The sequence below is a fragment of the Phytoamicus setariae genome (assembly GCF_016722925.1).
GTDB classification, from domain to species: Bacteria; Pseudomonadota; Alphaproteobacteria; order Rhizobiales; family Rhizobiaceae; genus Rhizobium_E; species Rhizobium_E setariae.
The window spans coordinates 60,090-74,839 of record NZ_JAEQNC010000006.1; the positions used below are offsets into that span (position 1 = coordinate 60,090).

At 59.2% G+C, this 14,750-nt stretch carries 12 protein-coding genes; 10 read left to right on the forward strand and 2 right to left on the reverse strand.

Translation table 11 applies throughout. The features are described from left to right. Positions 1 to 33: 33 nt before the first annotated feature. The 3 genes from JJB09_RS12100 to JJB09_RS12110 are packed head-to-tail and all read left to right on the forward strand — an operon-like array spanning position 34 to position 5,049. Entirely contained in the window at positions 34 to 1,221 is a 1,188-nt protein-coding gene (locus JJB09_RS12100; RefSeq protein ID WP_201658121.1) for an efflux RND transporter periplasmic adaptor subunit, read from the forward strand. A 9-nt stretch (positions 1,222 to 1,230) separates the two neighbouring features. After that, a complete protein-coding gene (locus JJB09_RS12105) occupies positions 1,231 to 4,386 on the forward strand; it encodes an efflux RND transporter permease subunit (protein WP_201658123.1) in 3,156 nt (1,051 codons plus the stop codon). A gap of 51 nt (positions 4,387 to 4,437) precedes the next feature. After that, on the forward strand, positions 4,438 to 5,049 hold the full coding sequence (locus tag JJB09_RS12110; RefSeq protein ID WP_201658126.1) for a TetR family transcriptional regulator: 612 nt from the start codon (positions 4,438 to 4,440) through the stop codon (positions 5,047 to 5,049). Between the two features lie 60 nt (positions 5,050 to 5,109). On the opposite strand, the gene JJB09_RS12115 is transcribed toward JJB09_RS12110, so the two are convergent. Together JJB09_RS12115 and JJB09_RS12120 are read right to left on the reverse strand one after the other, a co-directional pair. After that, positions 5,110 to 5,352 carry a hypothetical protein gene (locus tag JJB09_RS12115; RefSeq protein ID WP_201658129.1) on the reverse strand — a complete coding sequence of 81 codons (243 nt, stop codon included), beginning with the start codon at positions 5,350 to 5,352 and terminating at the stop codon, positions 5,110 to 5,112. Positions 5,353 to 5,702: 350 nt separating this feature from the next. Then, positions 5,703 to 6,710 (reverse strand): substrate-binding domain-containing protein, encoded by a 1,008-nt coding sequence (locus JJB09_RS12120; RefSeq protein ID WP_201658132.1) that lies wholly within the window; start codon positions 6,708 to 6,710, stop codon positions 5,703 to 5,705. A gap of 289 nt (positions 6,711 to 6,999) precedes the next feature. Between JJB09_RS12120 and JJB09_RS12125 the strand changes: the two genes are divergently transcribed. The 7 genes from JJB09_RS12125 (at position 7,000) to JJB09_RS12155 (ending at position 14,699) form a co-directional block, all read left to right on the forward strand. After that, positions 7,000 to 8,610 (forward strand): extracellular solute-binding protein, encoded by a 1,611-nt coding sequence (locus JJB09_RS12125; RefSeq protein ID WP_201658135.1) that lies wholly within the window; start codon positions 7,000 to 7,002, stop codon positions 8,608 to 8,610. Between the two features lie 83 nt (positions 8,611 to 8,693). Next, positions 8,694 to 9,554 carry a carbohydrate ABC transporter permease gene (locus JJB09_RS12130; RefSeq protein ID WP_201658138.1) on the forward strand — a complete coding sequence of 287 codons (861 nt, stop codon included), beginning with the start codon at positions 8,694 to 8,696 and terminating at the stop codon, positions 9,552 to 9,554. Beyond that, positions 9,551 to 10,501: a carbohydrate ABC transporter permease gene (locus JJB09_RS12135; RefSeq protein ID WP_201658141.1), complete on the forward strand. Its 951-nt coding sequence runs from the start codon at positions 9,551 to 9,553 to the stop codon at positions 10,499 to 10,501. Before JJB09_RS12130 ends, JJB09_RS12135 begins: the two co-directional genes overlap by 4 nt. Then, positions 10,498 to 11,589, forward strand: coding sequence for an ABC transporter ATP-binding protein (locus tag JJB09_RS12140; RefSeq protein WP_201658144.1), 1,092 nt, complete (start codon positions 10,498 to 10,500; stop codon positions 11,587 to 11,589). Before JJB09_RS12135 ends, JJB09_RS12140 begins: the two co-directional genes overlap by 4 nt. A 3-nt stretch (positions 11,590 to 11,592) precedes the next feature. Further along, a complete protein-coding gene (locus JJB09_RS12145) occupies positions 11,593 to 12,657 on the forward strand; it encodes an ABC transporter ATP-binding protein (protein ID WP_201658147.1) in 1,065 nt (354 codons plus the stop codon). Positions 12,658 to 12,671: 14 nt separating this feature from the next. After that, positions 12,672 to 13,763: a Gfo/Idh/MocA family protein gene (locus tag JJB09_RS12150; RefSeq protein ID WP_201658150.1), complete on the forward strand. Its 1,092-nt coding sequence runs from the start codon at positions 12,672 to 12,674 to the stop codon at positions 13,761 to 13,763. Positions 13,764 to 13,784: 21 nt separating this feature from the next. Further along, positions 13,785 to 14,699, forward strand: coding sequence for a sugar phosphate isomerase/epimerase family protein (locus JJB09_RS12155; protein ID WP_201658154.1), 915 nt, complete (start codon positions 13,785 to 13,787; stop codon positions 14,697 to 14,699). Positions 14,700 to 14,750 lie beyond the last annotated feature (51 nt).

Consider the following 14,750-nt stretch of genomic DNA (forward strand, 5'->3'; position numbering starts at 1 on the left):
CAGAACGGTCACCTCTTTGCAGTGGAATTATCGATGAAAATCAATCGCCTTGCTCCGTTTGTCGCTTTGTTCGGCCTGGCCGCCCTCGCTGGCTGCTCCGACGAAAAGGCACCGCAAAATGCTGCGGCGCCAGTCTTCCCACCGTCAGCCGTAGCCACGATCACGACAGTTGCCGAGCCGCTGCCGATCACCAACGAGCTTCCCGGGCGCATCGCGCCGACTCGGATTGCCGAAGTCAGGCCACGCGTCAGCGGCATCATTACTGCGCGCGTATTCGAACAGGGTTCGAAGGTGAAGGCGGGCGACGTCCTCTATCAGATCGATCCGGAGCCGTTCAAAGTTCAGGTCGCAAGTGCCGAGGCGACGATGCGTCGTGCCGAGGCTGTGCAGTTGCAGGCCAAGCAGCTTGTCGACCGTCAGCAGGAACTGCGGAAGTCCAACGTTACAAGCGCCCAGAATGTCGACAACGCGGTCGCACAGCTCGCAATTGCCGACGCTGATGTTGCGGCAGCCGAAGCCGGGCTGGCAACGGCCAAGCTCAATCTTCAGTATGCCAGCGTTACCGCGCCAATCAGCGGGCGCATCGGTCGCGCTCTGGTAACGGAAGGTGCGCTCGTCACGGTCAACGGCGTGGAAAATCTCGCGACGATCCAGCAGCTGGATCCCGTCTATGCCGACTTCACCCAGCCCGCGGCGGATCTGATCCGGCTTCGCAAGGCGCTTGAAAGCGGCGGCATGATCAGCAAGCCGGGTGAAGTGCCCGTGCGTCTGCGGATGGACGACGGCACGCCCTACCAACACACCGGACGTCTGCTGTTTACCGAAGCAGCCGTCGACGCGACCACCGGCCAGGTGATCCTGCGTGGCGAGTTTCCCAATCCGCAGGGAGACCTGCTTCCGGGCATGTATGTGCGCGTCGAGATCGAGCAGGGCGTTGAGAAGGACGCTATCGCGGTGCCGCAACAGGCCGTCCAGCGCGATGCTTCCGGCAAGGCGCAAATCTATGTCGTGGGCAAGGATGACGTCGCCGAACTGCGCGTGGTCAATGCCGGGCGCACCGTCGGTAGTCGCTACGTCATCGCTTCCGGCCTCAAGGCTGGCGAGAAAGTGATTGTCGAGGGTTTCCAGAAGATCAGGCCGGGCGCCAAAGTCGCGCCGTCCGATTGGAAGCCGGCCGAACAGGCTGCCAAGCCAGCCGACGAAGCCGCCAAGGCGAATTGAGGACAGACAATGCCTAGTTTTTTTATTGATCGTCCGATTTTCGCGTGGGTCGTCGCCATCCTGATCATGGTTGCAGGTGCGATTTCGATTCCGCTCTTGCCGATCTCGCAATATCCGAAGGTCGCGCCGCCGCAGATTTCTGTGTCGACGAATTACCCCGGTGCGACATCGGAAGAAATCTATCAAAGTGTCACCCGGCTGATCGAAGACGAGCTGAACGGCATCAACGGCCTGCTTTATTTCGAGTCGGCGTCAGATTCCTCCGGCTACATCACAATCACGGCGACATTCGCGCCCGGCACCGATTCCGGCCAGGCTGCGGTTGATGTTCAGAACCGTGTGCGGCGCGTCGAGCCGCGGCTTCCCGACATCGTCACACAGCAGGGTATCCAGGTCGAAGAAGCCGGCTCAGGCTTCCTCATGGTGGTGGCGCTTTCGTCCGAAGACGGCTCCATGGATGCGGTCAGCCTCGGCGACTATATGAGCCGAAACGTGCTGTCGGAAATCCGACGCGTTCCGGGTGTTGGCAAAGCACAGCTTTTCGCCACAGAGCGTGCCATGCGCGTGTGGCTGGATCCAGACAAGATGGTGGGCCTGAATCTCACCGCCGGCGACGTTACGAACGCCATCCGGACGCAGAACGCCCAGGTAGCCGCCGGCCGCATCGGCGCCCAGCCGAACCCGGTCTCGCAGGAAACCAGCGCGAGCGTCTTGATCAAGGGCCAGCTCGGCACACCGGAAGAATTCGGTTCGATTATTCTGCGCGCCAATCCGGACGGATCCAATGTCCGACTTCGCGATATTGCGCGCATTGAGGTGGGTGGAGCGTCCTATAACTTCTCGAGCCGGCTGGATGGCCATCCTGCCGCCGCTGTCGGCGTGCAGCTTTCGCCATCGGCCAATGCCATGGCGACCTCCGAGGCGGTCGAGGCGCGTATGGCGGAGCTTTCCAAGATGTTCCCGCCGGGTGTCAAGTACACCGTCCCGTATGACACCAGCCCGTTCGTGAAGATCTCGATCGAGAAGGTTCTGAGTACGCTGGTCGAAGCGGTTGTGCTCGTCTTTATCGTGATGTTCCTGTTCCTGCAGAACTTCCGTTACACGTTGATCCCGACCATCGTCGTGCCCATCGCACTTCTCGGAACCTGCGCCGTGATGCTCGCCACCGGGTTTTCGATCAACGTGCTGACCATGTTCGCCATGGTGCTGGCAATCGGCATCCTTGTCGATGACGCGATCATCGTGGTCGAGAACGTCGAACGCATCATGTCGGAAGAGGGACTGAGCCCGCGGGAAGCGACCCGCAAGGCAATGAAGCAGATCACGGGCGCCGTCATCGGCATCACCCTTGTGCTCTGCGCAGTGTTCATCCCCATGGCCTTCTTCCCGGGCGCGGTCGGCGTCATTTATCGCCAGTTCAGTCTGACGATGGTGGTTTCGATCCTGTTCTCGGCGCTGCTGGCTCTTTCGCTGACGCCTGCGCTGTGCGCGACCTTCCTCAAGCAGATCCCCAAAGGTCATCACGCGACCAAGAGGGGCCCGTTCGGTTGGTTCAACCGAGGTTTCGACAAGGCCTCGCATGGTTACAGCAAGGTCGTGGGTGGGCTCGTTCGCCGCACCGGTCGTTACATGGTGGTCTATCTGGCGCTGCTCGTCGGTCTCGGCTACCTGTTCGTAAGCCTGCCTGCTTCGTTCCTGCCGAATGAAGACCAGGGCTTTATCATCGTCAACGTTCAGGCTCCGACTGACGCGACATCGAACCGTACGACTGCAGTCATTGAACAGATCGAGGGTATTTTTGCCAACGAGCCCGCGGTCGCCAAGATCATTGCGATCAGCGGTTTCAGCTTCAACGGAACCGGCGACAATGCCGGCCTGGCCTTCGTAACGCTCCAGGATTGGAAGGAACGCGATCAAAACAACTCGGCCGAGGCAATTGCCGGTCGCGCCAGCATGCAGATGTTCGGCGGCATCAAGGATGCGATCAGCTTTGCGCTTTCGCCTCCGGCCATCCAGGGGCTCGGCACCACCAACGGCTTCTCCTTCCGCCTTCAGGATCGCGCCGGCCACGGATCGACAGCACTTGCTGCCGCTCGTGACCAGCTCCTGGCCGCAGCCTCGCAAAGCCCGGTACTACAGGGACTGCGCGTGGAAGGCATGCCGGAGGCCGCACAGGTCAATCTGGTCATCGACCGCGAAAAGGCCAACACGTTCGGCGTTTCGTTTGCGGACATCAATACGACGATTGCCACGAGCCTTGGCTCCAATTACGTCAACGACTTCCCCAATGCTGGCAGGTTGCAGCGCGTCACTGTTCAAGCCGACCAGAACAAGCGTATGCAGACTTCCGACCTGTTGAAGCTCAACGTCCGTAATTCGAATGGTGGCATGGTGCCGATCTCTTCATTCGCATCGATCGATTGGACGACCGGCCCAGCGCAGACGGTTGGCTACAATGGTTATCCCTCGGTCCGCATCGGTGGCGAAGCCAAGCCTGGATATTCGTCCGGCGAAGCGATCACCGAGATGGAGCGTCTGGCTGGTCAGTTGCCGCCCGGTTTCGGTTTCGAGTGGACGGGGCAGTCGTTGCAGGAAATCCAGTCCGGCTCCCAGGCGCCGATGCTGATCGCCCTGTCGTGCCTGCTCATCTTCCTAGTGCTGGCCGCGCTCTACGAGAGCTGGTCCATTCCAGTCGCCGTCATGATGGTGGTGCCGCTGGGGGTCATCGGCTCGGTTCTTGCAGTCGTGCTGCGGGACATGTCCAACGACGTGTACTTCAAGGTCGGTCTCATCGCCATCATCGGCCTGTCGGCAAAGAACGCGATCCTGATCATCGAGTTCGCCAAGGATCTGCACAAGGAAGGCAAGCCGCTGCTTGAGGCAACCATCGAAGCCGCTCACTTGCGGTTCCGGCCGATCCTCATGACCTCGTTGGCCTTCACGCTCGGCGTTCTGCCGCTCGCGATTGCTACCGGTGCCAGTGCTGGCAGCCAGCGCGCCATCGGTACGGGCGTTATGGGTGGAATGATCTCGGCAACCGTGCTTGCGGTGTTCTTTGTGCCGGTGTTCTTTGTCTTCGTCACCAAGCTTTTTCATAGAAAGCCGAAGGATGTTGCAGATACGAACGTCGGCTCGGGCGAACCGGTGGCTTCTGCCGCCGAGTGAGGCGGGTAACCGTCAGTAGCTGCACGCCCGGTTGGGCGTGAAGGAGGCAGCATGCGCAGGACCAAGGCGGAAGCAGCGGAGACGCGTTCGAGCATTATTGCTTCGGCGGAGCGCGTCTTCTACGACAAGGGTATCGCGGAAACGACATTGGAGGATGTCGCCCGCGATGCCGGGGTTACCCGGGGTGCGATCTATTGGCATTTTGCCAACAAGACCGAGTTGCTGCTCGCACTCTATGATTCGGCACCGATGCCACACGAGGACATGATCCTCAGGGAGCTTCAGGCAAATCCGGACGATCCTCTGTCGGTTTTGGAAAGGACCTCGGCAAGCTGGCTCGATGAAATGTCGAAGGACGAACGCCGCAGCCGGATTTACACAATCCTGTTCCGCTGCGACTATAGCCCTGAAATGGCTGGTATCCTGCAGAAGCAGCGCGAGGCAGACGCCTCCAGCTGCCAGTTCTTGCTGACGGCATTCAAAGGTGCATACGAAAAAGGGCAGTTAGCATCCAGCTGGACACCCGATGTGGCCGCCAGAAGCTTTCTCTGGCTGATGAAGGGGGTCTATACGGATTGGCTTCGCTTCGGAATGCAGTTCGATCTCGCCACCGAAGGGGGGGCCTGCGTCAAGCAGCTTTTTTCCAGCTTCCGGCGCCAGTGATTTGTCGTACCAGCCCCCCGGAAGTCCTGGCCAAGAAATTCGGACAGCTGAGACCGTCGGTTAACCTCGCTGTCCGGTAACGAGTCCGTGGACGTAGGCCGCGGTCATCAATCCCATCAACAGCACAATCGCATAGGCCTGTGAAAGTGCGCTGCTGTCCGCGCGGTTGCTGGCTACCGTTGCTCCGGGCGCCAGAATCGCACCTGCCTTCAGGATCTCGACCAGCCTCTCGTCGTTCTGGCTGTTGTCGCGGGCCTTCGGCGTAGCCTTTTTTCTATCGGCATCAGACGTTGGTTGCCGCATGCTGGTTCGCCCTTTCATGGTCAATAAAAGCTTAAATAAAATACGCAGCAACAGGCAAGCGATTAGAGACGCGGGTTGTGGCAATGGAGGTGTTTGCCAATAGCCGGGACGGTACTCAGCATCCCGTTTGCATGTTCGTTACGGCACTGCGCGAAAATGCGTATCTCATAAAGATTTGTTATTTCAATGCCTTGCAAGGATTCGATTGTTGATCGTGCGGATCGGGCCTCGGTCGTAGAGGCGATTTTTTGGACGCAGCGAAATGGCATAAGCCTTTCGGATGAAACAGACGGTTATGTTTCAAAATGGCACAAGGATAAGCGGTGATGAGCCTGGTGCGGGCTCAAGCGTCACAATTCTGGAATGTTTTCCCGGAAGACCACCTGGAGCCGCGGAGCATGGTACTCGAATGATTTCTCCGTGATGGCGTTGACAAGCATCGAGATCGCCTCGCGTGCTTCCACGCGCGGGTTCTGGTCGATGACTGCATCCATCGTGCCGGAAATCAGCAGGGCTTTGGAGTTGTCGGTCAGTTCGTGGCCGATGAAGATGATCGATTTCTGCTTGCCGGTCTCGTTGATTGCCTGGCCGATGCCGGAATTGCCCCCGCCGATGTTGTAGACACCGGCGAGATCGGGGTGGCGCTTCAGCAGGGCGGCGGCTTCTTCATAGGCGCGGCTGCGGTCGTCGCGGATTTCGCGAAGTTCGACGATTTCAAGATGCGGAAATTCTTCCGAGATGATGTGGCGAAACCCCATCTCCCGCTCTTCATGACCGCGATAGGACAGTGAGCCAGCAAACAGCGCGATCTTGCGCGGTTCCTTCGATGGCAGAAGACGACCCAGCAGATAGCCGGCGAGTCTCCCGGCCGCGCGATTGTCGATGCCGACATAGCCGGACCTCGAGACATGAAGGATGTCAGAGACCAAAGTCACGACCTTGATGCCCGAATCGTGCAGCGCGCGCATGGCTTCCCGCACGGCCGGATGATCCTGCGCGATCAGGGCGACGCCTTGCGTTGTTTGCTTAAGCTCCATCAGCTTCTGCGCAAGCGAGATGGGATTGAACCCCTCGACCGTATGCATGGTGAAGCTGACCGACTCGTGCGCGGCGCCTTGCCGTTCGAGCTGGCTTTTCAGATTGAGGATGAACGAATTTGTCCCGATCGGCAGCACGAAGTCGAGCCGGATCTTGTCGGACGACGCAGATGTGGTGCCGAAATAGCCAAGCCTTCGTGCGGTATCCAGAACGATCGTGCGCGTCCTGTCACTGACGCCTGCTCGATCATTAAGGACACGATCCACCGTGGCGGTCGATACACCGGATTCCCTGGCTATGTCGATCAGCGTAGAGCGCACTCGCGATTCCCTTCACCTGCAAATGATTGGAAATGATGTAGTCCAAGACGCATCCTATGCAACAGAAAAATTACCTCTTGCGACCTCTGATTACATGTCCATGGCAGGAAGCATCAAAAAACCTCACAAATTTCCAATGGTTTACACCAGAGTAGCCGTAAAGACGTAAATCTGATTTATCACGATGTGATTGATGCGGCAATATGATTTAAAATGATGTTGACATTCGCGGCGATGTAAATCAATGTACCTCAAGTCGGATGGAGGTCCGGCGTGAGGGAGGTTTTCTATGTCTAGGAATTTTGAAGTGTCACGCCGTGGATTCTTGTCCACGACGACAAGATTGGCCGGTGTTACGGCCGCTGTCGGTATTGCGCCGCAGTTCATCCGGCCCAGCAGGGCGCGCGCAGCGGATGCGCTTGCGTCCGGCATGATTGGTGGGCCAACCGGCTTCGATGGCGCTGAACGGTATCAGTATGGTGCCGATACGCCTGAAGGTCGCGCTGTCGAGGCGGCCAAGAGCCTGAAGGCTGCGGGCAAGGCTCCTGAGAAAATCGTGCTCGGACTTTCGGATGGTTCGATCGGTCAGTTGACGCAACCGTTCCCCAAGGGCGCTCCGTCGATCAAGGACCTTTGGGAAAAGGAAACCGGCATCAAGCTGGAGATCGTTGGCGTGCCCAATGGTCAGGAATTCACCAAGACCATGCAGGACATCTCGACCAAGAGCGGTGCCTACGACATCTACTCGGTGGAATGGAACCGGCTCGGCGATCTTGCCGAAACCGGCGGCATCATCGCACTCGACGATTATGTGGCGGCCCACAAGCCGGAATGGGATGATCCGGAACGCGGTTATGTCGGCGGTGCTGCCGGCGTGTCCTTGCTGAACCAGTATCGTGGATCGACCTACGGCGTGTCGCTGGATGGTGACTTTCAGACCTGGAACTACCGCACCGACCTGTTTGGTGACGAGAACGAGAAGAAAGCCTTCTCCGACAAGTATGGCTATGAGCTTGCGCCGCCGAAGACATGGAAGCAGCATGCGGAAGTCGCGGCATTCTTCCAGCGTCCAGACAAGGGGCTGTTTGGTTGCACCGACCTGCGCAATCAGGGCTGGGGTTATACCAACTGGTATCAGCGCTTTGTGTCGATGGGCAATCCCAACCAGTTCCTCTTCGATGATGACGGTAAGGCGCTGATCAATTCCGATGCTGGCTATGCCGCTACGCTCGAATATGTCGAGTCGCTTTCGCACCACTCCCCCGACGCGATCTCCTGGGGCTGGCCTGAGCAGTATGGCAACTTCGCCGGTGGCGGCGCTGCCATGACCTGCGCCTTCTCGAACCTGCCGAAGTTTCTCGACAACGCGGCAAACGAAGGGTCGAAGGTTACAGGCAAGATCGGTTCCATGCTTCCGCCGGGTCGCGAGATCGACGGCAAGCTTATCCAGCGCACGGTATTGTGGCTCAATCTTTCGGCTTCCGTCTCTTCGCAGAGCAAGCATCCGGAGGTCTGCTACCTGCTGCTGCAGTGGCTGGGCTCCAGCCGCATCTGTTCGTGGATGACGGCCAATCCGGGTGGCTACTTCGACCCGTTCCAGCTTGCGAACTTCGCCGATCCGCTGGTGCGGGAGACTTACCATGCCTACCACATGGATGTCGTTCGCGAGAGCGTCGCCCGGACTGTGCCGACGATCAACTACCCTGGCGCAACGGCATTCCACAACGCGCTCGACGAGAACCTGATGGCCGCACTGACCAAGGCCAAGACGCCGGAACAGGCAATGGCCGACACCGAAACACAGTGGAAGCGCATCGCGCGCCGCACTGGTGAGGACAAGTTGGTCGAAGCGATCAAGGCCAACAAGGCAGCGTGGCCGACGGTCACCGACTCGGTGTGAATACTCACCATACCTGAATTGAAACCATGGGAGGCGGGCGGCCGCCTTCCATGCAAGTTGCAGACGATATTCAGATTGAGACGATGACCCGTTCACCTATTTTCGAAACGTTCAGGTATCTGGCCATTGTCGCGGCGGTGGCCGTGACCCTGGTGCCGATCCTGTGGATGGCGTCGATGGCCTTCAAGCCGATTGCCGAATGGTCCGCCTCCGGCGCCGACCTGACCTGGTGGCCGAAGATCCCGACGCTCGACAATTTCCGCTTCATTTTCGGCACGTCGACCAGCGATCTGATCGTGGCGCTCGACAAGACCGCTGCAAAGCCCATCCTCTCCTCACTGTTGTCGGCGGTCTTCGGCACGCTGATTGCCATGATCGCCGGCACGTCGGCCGCCTATGGCCTGTCGCGCTTCGGCTCCGGCAACAACCTGCCGCTTGCACTGATCCAGCTTCGGCTATTTCCGCCAATGGCCGTGATGATACCCGTGATGATCATGTGGGCATTCCTCGGTTTGGTCGATACCTGGTGGGGACTGGCGCTGATCTATGGCATCGTCACGCTGCCTTTCGCCTTCTGGCTGATGAAAACTTTCTTCGATGACATGCCGCGGGAAATCGAGGACGCCGCACGCGTCGAAGGCTGCTCTCGGTTCCGTGTCTTCACCCAGATCACCTTGCCGATGATGCGGGCACCACTGGCAAGCTCGGCCCTGTTCGTCTTCATCCTCAACTGGTCGGATTATCTGATCGGCCTGCTGCTGACGACGCGCGAGTGGGTGACGATTCCGGTCTATATGGCTTCGCTTTCCTCCTCGATGACCGGCCAGTTGTATGGCGCCAAGGCCGCGCTCGGCCTGATCGCCGCAGTGCCGCCGGTGATCATGGGTATCGCCATCCAGAAGCATCTGGTGCGCGGCCTGACCTTTGGAGCTCTCAAGCAATGACCGATGCCATTTCCATTCCGACAGTGGCTGTCGCTGTGATCGCCGGAACTGATCGAGAAAGTCGCAAGCTCGGTTTCCGCCTGACGCTGCCCGCACAGATTCTCGTGCTGTTCATTTCAGTCTTCCCGCTGCTGATGCAGCTTTACATTTCGATGACAGACTGGTCACCGCTGGACGGCGTGGGCTGGTGGATGGCCTGGGAATCTTGGAACACATTCGCCAACTACACCGACCTTGCCGTCGATACGCGCTTCTGGGACGCGCTCGGCCGTACCGTGCTGGTGATGCTGGTCTGCGTGCCTGCCGAATTCTTGCTCGGCTTTGCACTCGCGCTGCTGTTCATGGACGATTTTCGCGGCAAGCGGGTGTTCTATTCCATTCTGCTGATGCCGATGATGGTCGTGCCAGCCGTGGCCGGCTACATGTTCTTCATGCTGTTCCAATCCGGCGGACCGATCAACGACATCATTTCGAACCTGACCGGAGCGCAGTTCACGCTTGCGTGGCTGTCCAGCCCCGGCTGGGCAATGGTGGCCGTGATGGTGGCTGATATATGGCAGTGGACGCCGCTGATGTTCCTCATCCTGTTGGCGGGGCTGGCCGGAGTGCCGGAAGACCAACTGCGCGCCGCCACTTTGCTCGGTGCAAGTTGGCCACAACGGTTCCGTACGATCATCCTGCCGAAGATGAAGACCATCATCATCATTGCATTGGCCATCCGCGTGATCGAGAACTTCAAGATCTTCGACACGCTCTACATCATGACGGGCGGCGGCCCTGGCGTCGCGACCGAGACGATCTCTGTCTACATCTACAAGGTCACGCAGAACGACCTGATCTGGGGCTATGTCGCGGCAATCGCGTTGGTGATCCTGATCGTCCTTTCCATCGCGGTGAACTTTGCCATCAAGAAAATGAACGCCGCGCGCGAAGGAGGCCGGGCATGACCTCCATCCATCTCGAAAACCTCAAGAAGAGTTTTGGGGCATTCCAAGCGCTCAAGACCATGGATCTGAAAATCAACGACGGCGAGTTCGTCGCGCTGCTGGGCCCATCCGGCTGCGGCAAGTCGACGACCATGAACATGATCGCCGGCATGGAAGACCCGTCCGAAGGCCGCATCCTGTTCGACGGCCGCGACATGTCGGGCGTGTCCATGGGCAAGCGCGGCGTCGGCTTCGTATTCCAGAACTATGCGATTTTCACGCATATGAACGTCTACGAAAACCTCGCCTACGGACTGAGGGTGCGCAAGCTGCCAGAGGCCGAAATTGACCGCAGGGTCAGGGCGATAGCCGAATTCCTGCAACTCGGGCCGCTCCTCAAGCAGCCGTCGGCGAAGCTATCGGTCAATATCCTGCAGCGGCTTGCGATTGGCCGGTCGGCAATCGTGGAGCCGGCAATCTTCCTGCTCGACGAGCCCTTGTCTAATGTCGATGCGGCCTTCCGCGCCGTCATGCGCACCGAGCTCAAGCATTTGCAGCGACAGTTCAAGCAGACGATGGTCTACGTCACGCACGACCAGCTCGAAGCCATGACTATGGCCGACCGCATCGCCGTCATGGACCATGGCGTGTTGCAACAGAGTGGTTCGCCCGTCGAGGTCTACAACAACCCGACCAATACCTTCGTCGCCGGCTTTCTCGGTTCGCCCGGCATGAACCTCGTCAGGTCGACATTGGCAGACAGTGGCGGCAGCCTTGCCGCTGATATGGGTACCTTCGGCATGTCCGATACGCTCGAAGACAGCCTGGCACGCTGCGCGGCCAACGAAAACCGTCGCGAAGTCTATTACGGCTTCCGGCCGGAACAGGCGACCTTGGCCGCGACGGGCGAGGGCGGGATACCGGTATTCTTCGTCGAGCGGATCGGCGCGCGCACCATCGTTCATCTCGGTCGCGACAAGGCAACGATCAAGATCGTCATGGACAACGACAACGGGCTGGAAGCCGGCATGTGCGCCAGGCTGACGGTCAATCCGGGTGCGGTGCGCCTCTTCGATGCCGAAAGCGGCATGGCAATCGGGAGGGCATGAACTATGGCCAGCATTTCATTCCGCAATGTCACCAGGCGGTTCGGCAATACGATTGCGGTCAACAACGTCTCGTTTGACATCGCTGATAACGAGTTCTTCTGTTTTTTTGGTCCGCCGCTTTCCGGCAAGTCGACGATCCTGAAAATGATCCTCGGGCTCGAAATGCCTGACAGTGGAGAGATCCTGATCGGCGGCAAGCCGGTCAACGCGCTGTCGCCGGCCGAGCGCAACGTGGCGATGGTGTTCCAGAACCTGGCACTTTTCCCGCATATGACAGCCGAGCAGAATGTCCGCTTTCCGCTTGTCGAGCGCAAGGTGCCAGAAGACAAGATCAGGGCGCGGGTTGCCGCAGTGTCGGAGAAGCTTCATATCGGTCACCTCCTGCATAAACCGCCGGCGCAGCTTTCCGGCGGCGAACGGCAGCGCGTGGCGATTGCCCGGGCCTTGGTGCGCGATCCCGCCGCTTATCTCATGGACGACCCGATTTCGGCTCTCGACGCACGTCTCCGGGAGGAGACACGCGTGGAACTCAAGCGCATCCAGCGCGAGCTCGGCCACACGCTGGTCTACGTAACGCACGACCAGGAAGAGGCGATGTCCATCGCCGACCGGATGGCGATCATGGAAAACGGTCACATCCGCCAGACCGGCAAGCCATCCGAGATCTACGATCATCCAGAGAGCCAGTATGTGGCACGCCTGCTGGGGTCGCCGGCGATCAACCTGCTTGCCCTCAATAATGGATCGGCAGGTGCCGGCACGATTGACCTTGGCGGTCTGGCTGTTCCGGCTGGTGCATCCGGCATCGGAATACGCCCGGAAGACCTGAAGGCTGAGCCGTGGACCTCCGGAAAGGCGGGGACACCAGCGAAGGTCTTTGAGGTCGAGCCGCTGGGCGGCTACACCGTCGTGACGCTGACGGCGGGCGAGGAAAAGTTGCGCGCCCTGATGCGCGGCCATCCGGACATCAGGGTAGACACCGATGTGGCGCTGTCGTGCGATCCGCGCCGCATCCATTTCTTCAAGCCGGACGGACTAGCGCTAGCGCCTGTTCAGTCCGGGCAATAATGGGAGGAGTTTTCATGGCTGACGCCAAGGGGTTCAAACCGGACGTCGATGTCCGGGTCAAGGAGTACAGGGTCGGCTGCATCGGCGCCGGCATGATCATGGCCGAATGCCACCTGGCCGCCTACAAGGAAGCCGGCTTCAATGTTGCGGCGATTGCCTCGCGCACCAGGGCCAATGCCCAGAAAGTCGCCGACCGCTGGGGCATTCCCAAAGTACATGACACGCCGGAAAACCTGATCAAGGACCCGTCGATCGAGATCATCGACCTTGCCTTCCCGCCGGACCAGCAGCCCGCTTTGATCCGTGAGGCTCTCAAGCAGCCTCACATCAAGGGAATTCTGGCGCAGAAGCCGCTGGCACTATCGCTCGATGAGGCCCGCCAGCTACGCGATGAGGCGCAAGCGGCCGGCAAGACGCTCTCCGTCAACCAGAACATGCGCTACGACCAGTCGATGCAGGTTCTCAAGCAGATCCTAGACAAGGGCGAACTCGGCCAGGTGGTCATGGCAACCATCGACATGCGGGCAATCCCGCATTGGCAGACGTTTCTCGAAGAATTCGACCGGCTGACGCTGTCGAACATGAGCGTGCATCATCTCGACGTGCTGCGCTTCCTGTTCGGAGATCCTGAGGAGATCTACACCGCCACCCGCTCGGACCCGCGCACGAAATTCAAGCACAAGGACGGAATCACCGTCTCGACCATCAAGTTCCCCAACAACGTGTTGGCGGTCTCGATGGAAGACGTCTGGGCCGGTCCGCGCGAAGAGGGCTTCGACAGCGAGTTCTACATCAAGTGGCGCGTCGAAGGCACAGATGGGGTCGCGTATGGCACGATCGGCTGGCCGAACGGCGAAGCGTCCACACTGACCTACGCCTCGAAAAGGACTACGGGCGGAAAATGGGTGACGCCGACCTGGGACACGATGTGGTTCCCGCATGCCTTCATCGGCGTCATGGAACAACTTCAATATGCCGTCAAGCATGACGAGACGCCGGTGCTCAACATCGCCGACAACGTCAAGACCATGGCGCTCGTCGAGGCAGGCTACAGGTCGATGGACGAAGGCCGCGCCATCAAGCTCAACGAAATTTCGATTATCTGATCAATAGGGAGGACTATCACCATGATGCAAACCGGCATTTTTACCGCCTATTTCCCGTACACGCTCGAGGAAACCGCCAGGAAGATCCGTTCGCTGGATTTCAACACCGTGCAGCTCGACATGCACTTCAAGGATATCGACCTTAGTGCAGGTCAGATCACCAAGGACAAGTGCAACACGATCCGTAACACCTTCCGTGACCACAACCTGCCGATCTGCTGCATTTCCGGCTACACCAACATCATCCATCCGGACAAGGACGAGCGCGCCCGCCGGGTTGGCTACCTCAAGGAAATCATCCGGCATGCCCAGTATCTCGGCACGCCCTATGTGATCTCCGAGACAGGAACCTACAACACCGAGTCCGATTGGGTGCATCACCCGAAGAACAAGACCGAGGAAGGCTTCGAGGAATGCCGCAAGGTCATCGCCGACCTCAGCCAGTTCGCCTATGACCATGGTGCGACGTTCCTTTTAGAAACCTACGTCAACAACGTTGTGGGTTCGGTCGAAGAAACGGTGAAGATGTTCGCGCAGGTGGATCATCCGGGCCTCGGATTGCTCATGGATCCGACGAACTACTTCGAGACCCACAACATCGACGACATGGACAGGATCCTGAACCAGGTCTTCGATACGTTGCAGGACAAGATCAAGATCGGCCATGCCAAGGACGTCAAGCGCTCGGGCGGTGACAAGTCCGAAAAGCATGCCGACATCGGCGACGCCGATGCGTCCGAGAGCCACACATTCCGTGGCGTTGGCGAAATCGAGCTGCCGGCTCCTGGCCTCGGTTCCTTGAACTACGATCTCTATCTGAAGCTGCTCGCCCGCAAGCATCCGAACATTCCGATGATCATCGAGCACCTGGAAGAATCCGACGTGCCGCGTGCCAAAAAGTTCCTCGACGGCAAGCTGCGCGCCCAAGGGCTCTAAGACGCATAAGGGCGGCCGGAGATATTCGGTCGCCCGCCTGTTCGCAGGACA

Excerpts from the sequence above, each read along its gene's own strand:
- JJB09_RS12125 (WP_201658135.1), top strand. The coding sequence starts at position 7,000 with ATGTCTAGGAATTTTGAAGTGTCACGCCGTGGATTCTTGTCCACGACG.
- JJB09_RS12140 (WP_201658144.1), top strand. The coding sequence starts at position 10,498 with ATGACCTCCATCCATCTCGAAAACCTCAAGAAGAGTTTTGGGGCATTC.
- JJB09_RS12135 (WP_201658141.1), top strand. The coding sequence starts at position 9,551 with ATGACCGATGCCATTTCCATTCCGACAGTGGCTGTCGCTGTGATCGCC.
- JJB09_RS12110 (WP_201658126.1), top strand. The coding sequence starts at position 4,438 with ATGCGCAGGACCAAGGCGGAAGCAGCGGAGACGCGTTCGAGCATTATT.
- JJB09_RS12105 (WP_201658123.1), top strand. The coding sequence starts at position 1,231 with ATGCCTAGTTTTTTTATTGATCGTCCGATTTTCGCGTGGGTCGTCGCC.
- JJB09_RS12155 (WP_201658154.1), top strand. The coding sequence starts at position 13,785 with ATGATGCAAACCGGCATTTTTACCGCCTATTTCCCGTACACGCTCGAG.
- JJB09_RS12150 (WP_201658150.1), top strand. The coding sequence starts at position 12,672 with ATGGCTGACGCCAAGGGGTTCAAACCGGACGTCGATGTCCGGGTCAAG.
- JJB09_RS12100 (WP_201658121.1), top strand. The coding sequence starts at position 34 with ATGAAAATCAATCGCCTTGCTCCGTTTGTCGCTTTGTTCGGCCTGGCC.
- JJB09_RS12115 (WP_201658129.1), bottom strand. The coding sequence starts at position 5,352 with ATGCGGCAACCAACGTCTGATGCCGATAGAAAAAAGGCTACGCCGAAG.
- JJB09_RS12130 (WP_201658138.1), top strand. The coding sequence starts at position 8,694 with ATGACCCGTTCACCTATTTTCGAAACGTTCAGGTATCTGGCCATTGTC.
- JJB09_RS12145 (WP_201658147.1), top strand. The coding sequence starts at position 11,593 with ATGGCCAGCATTTCATTCCGCAATGTCACCAGGCGGTTCGGCAATACG.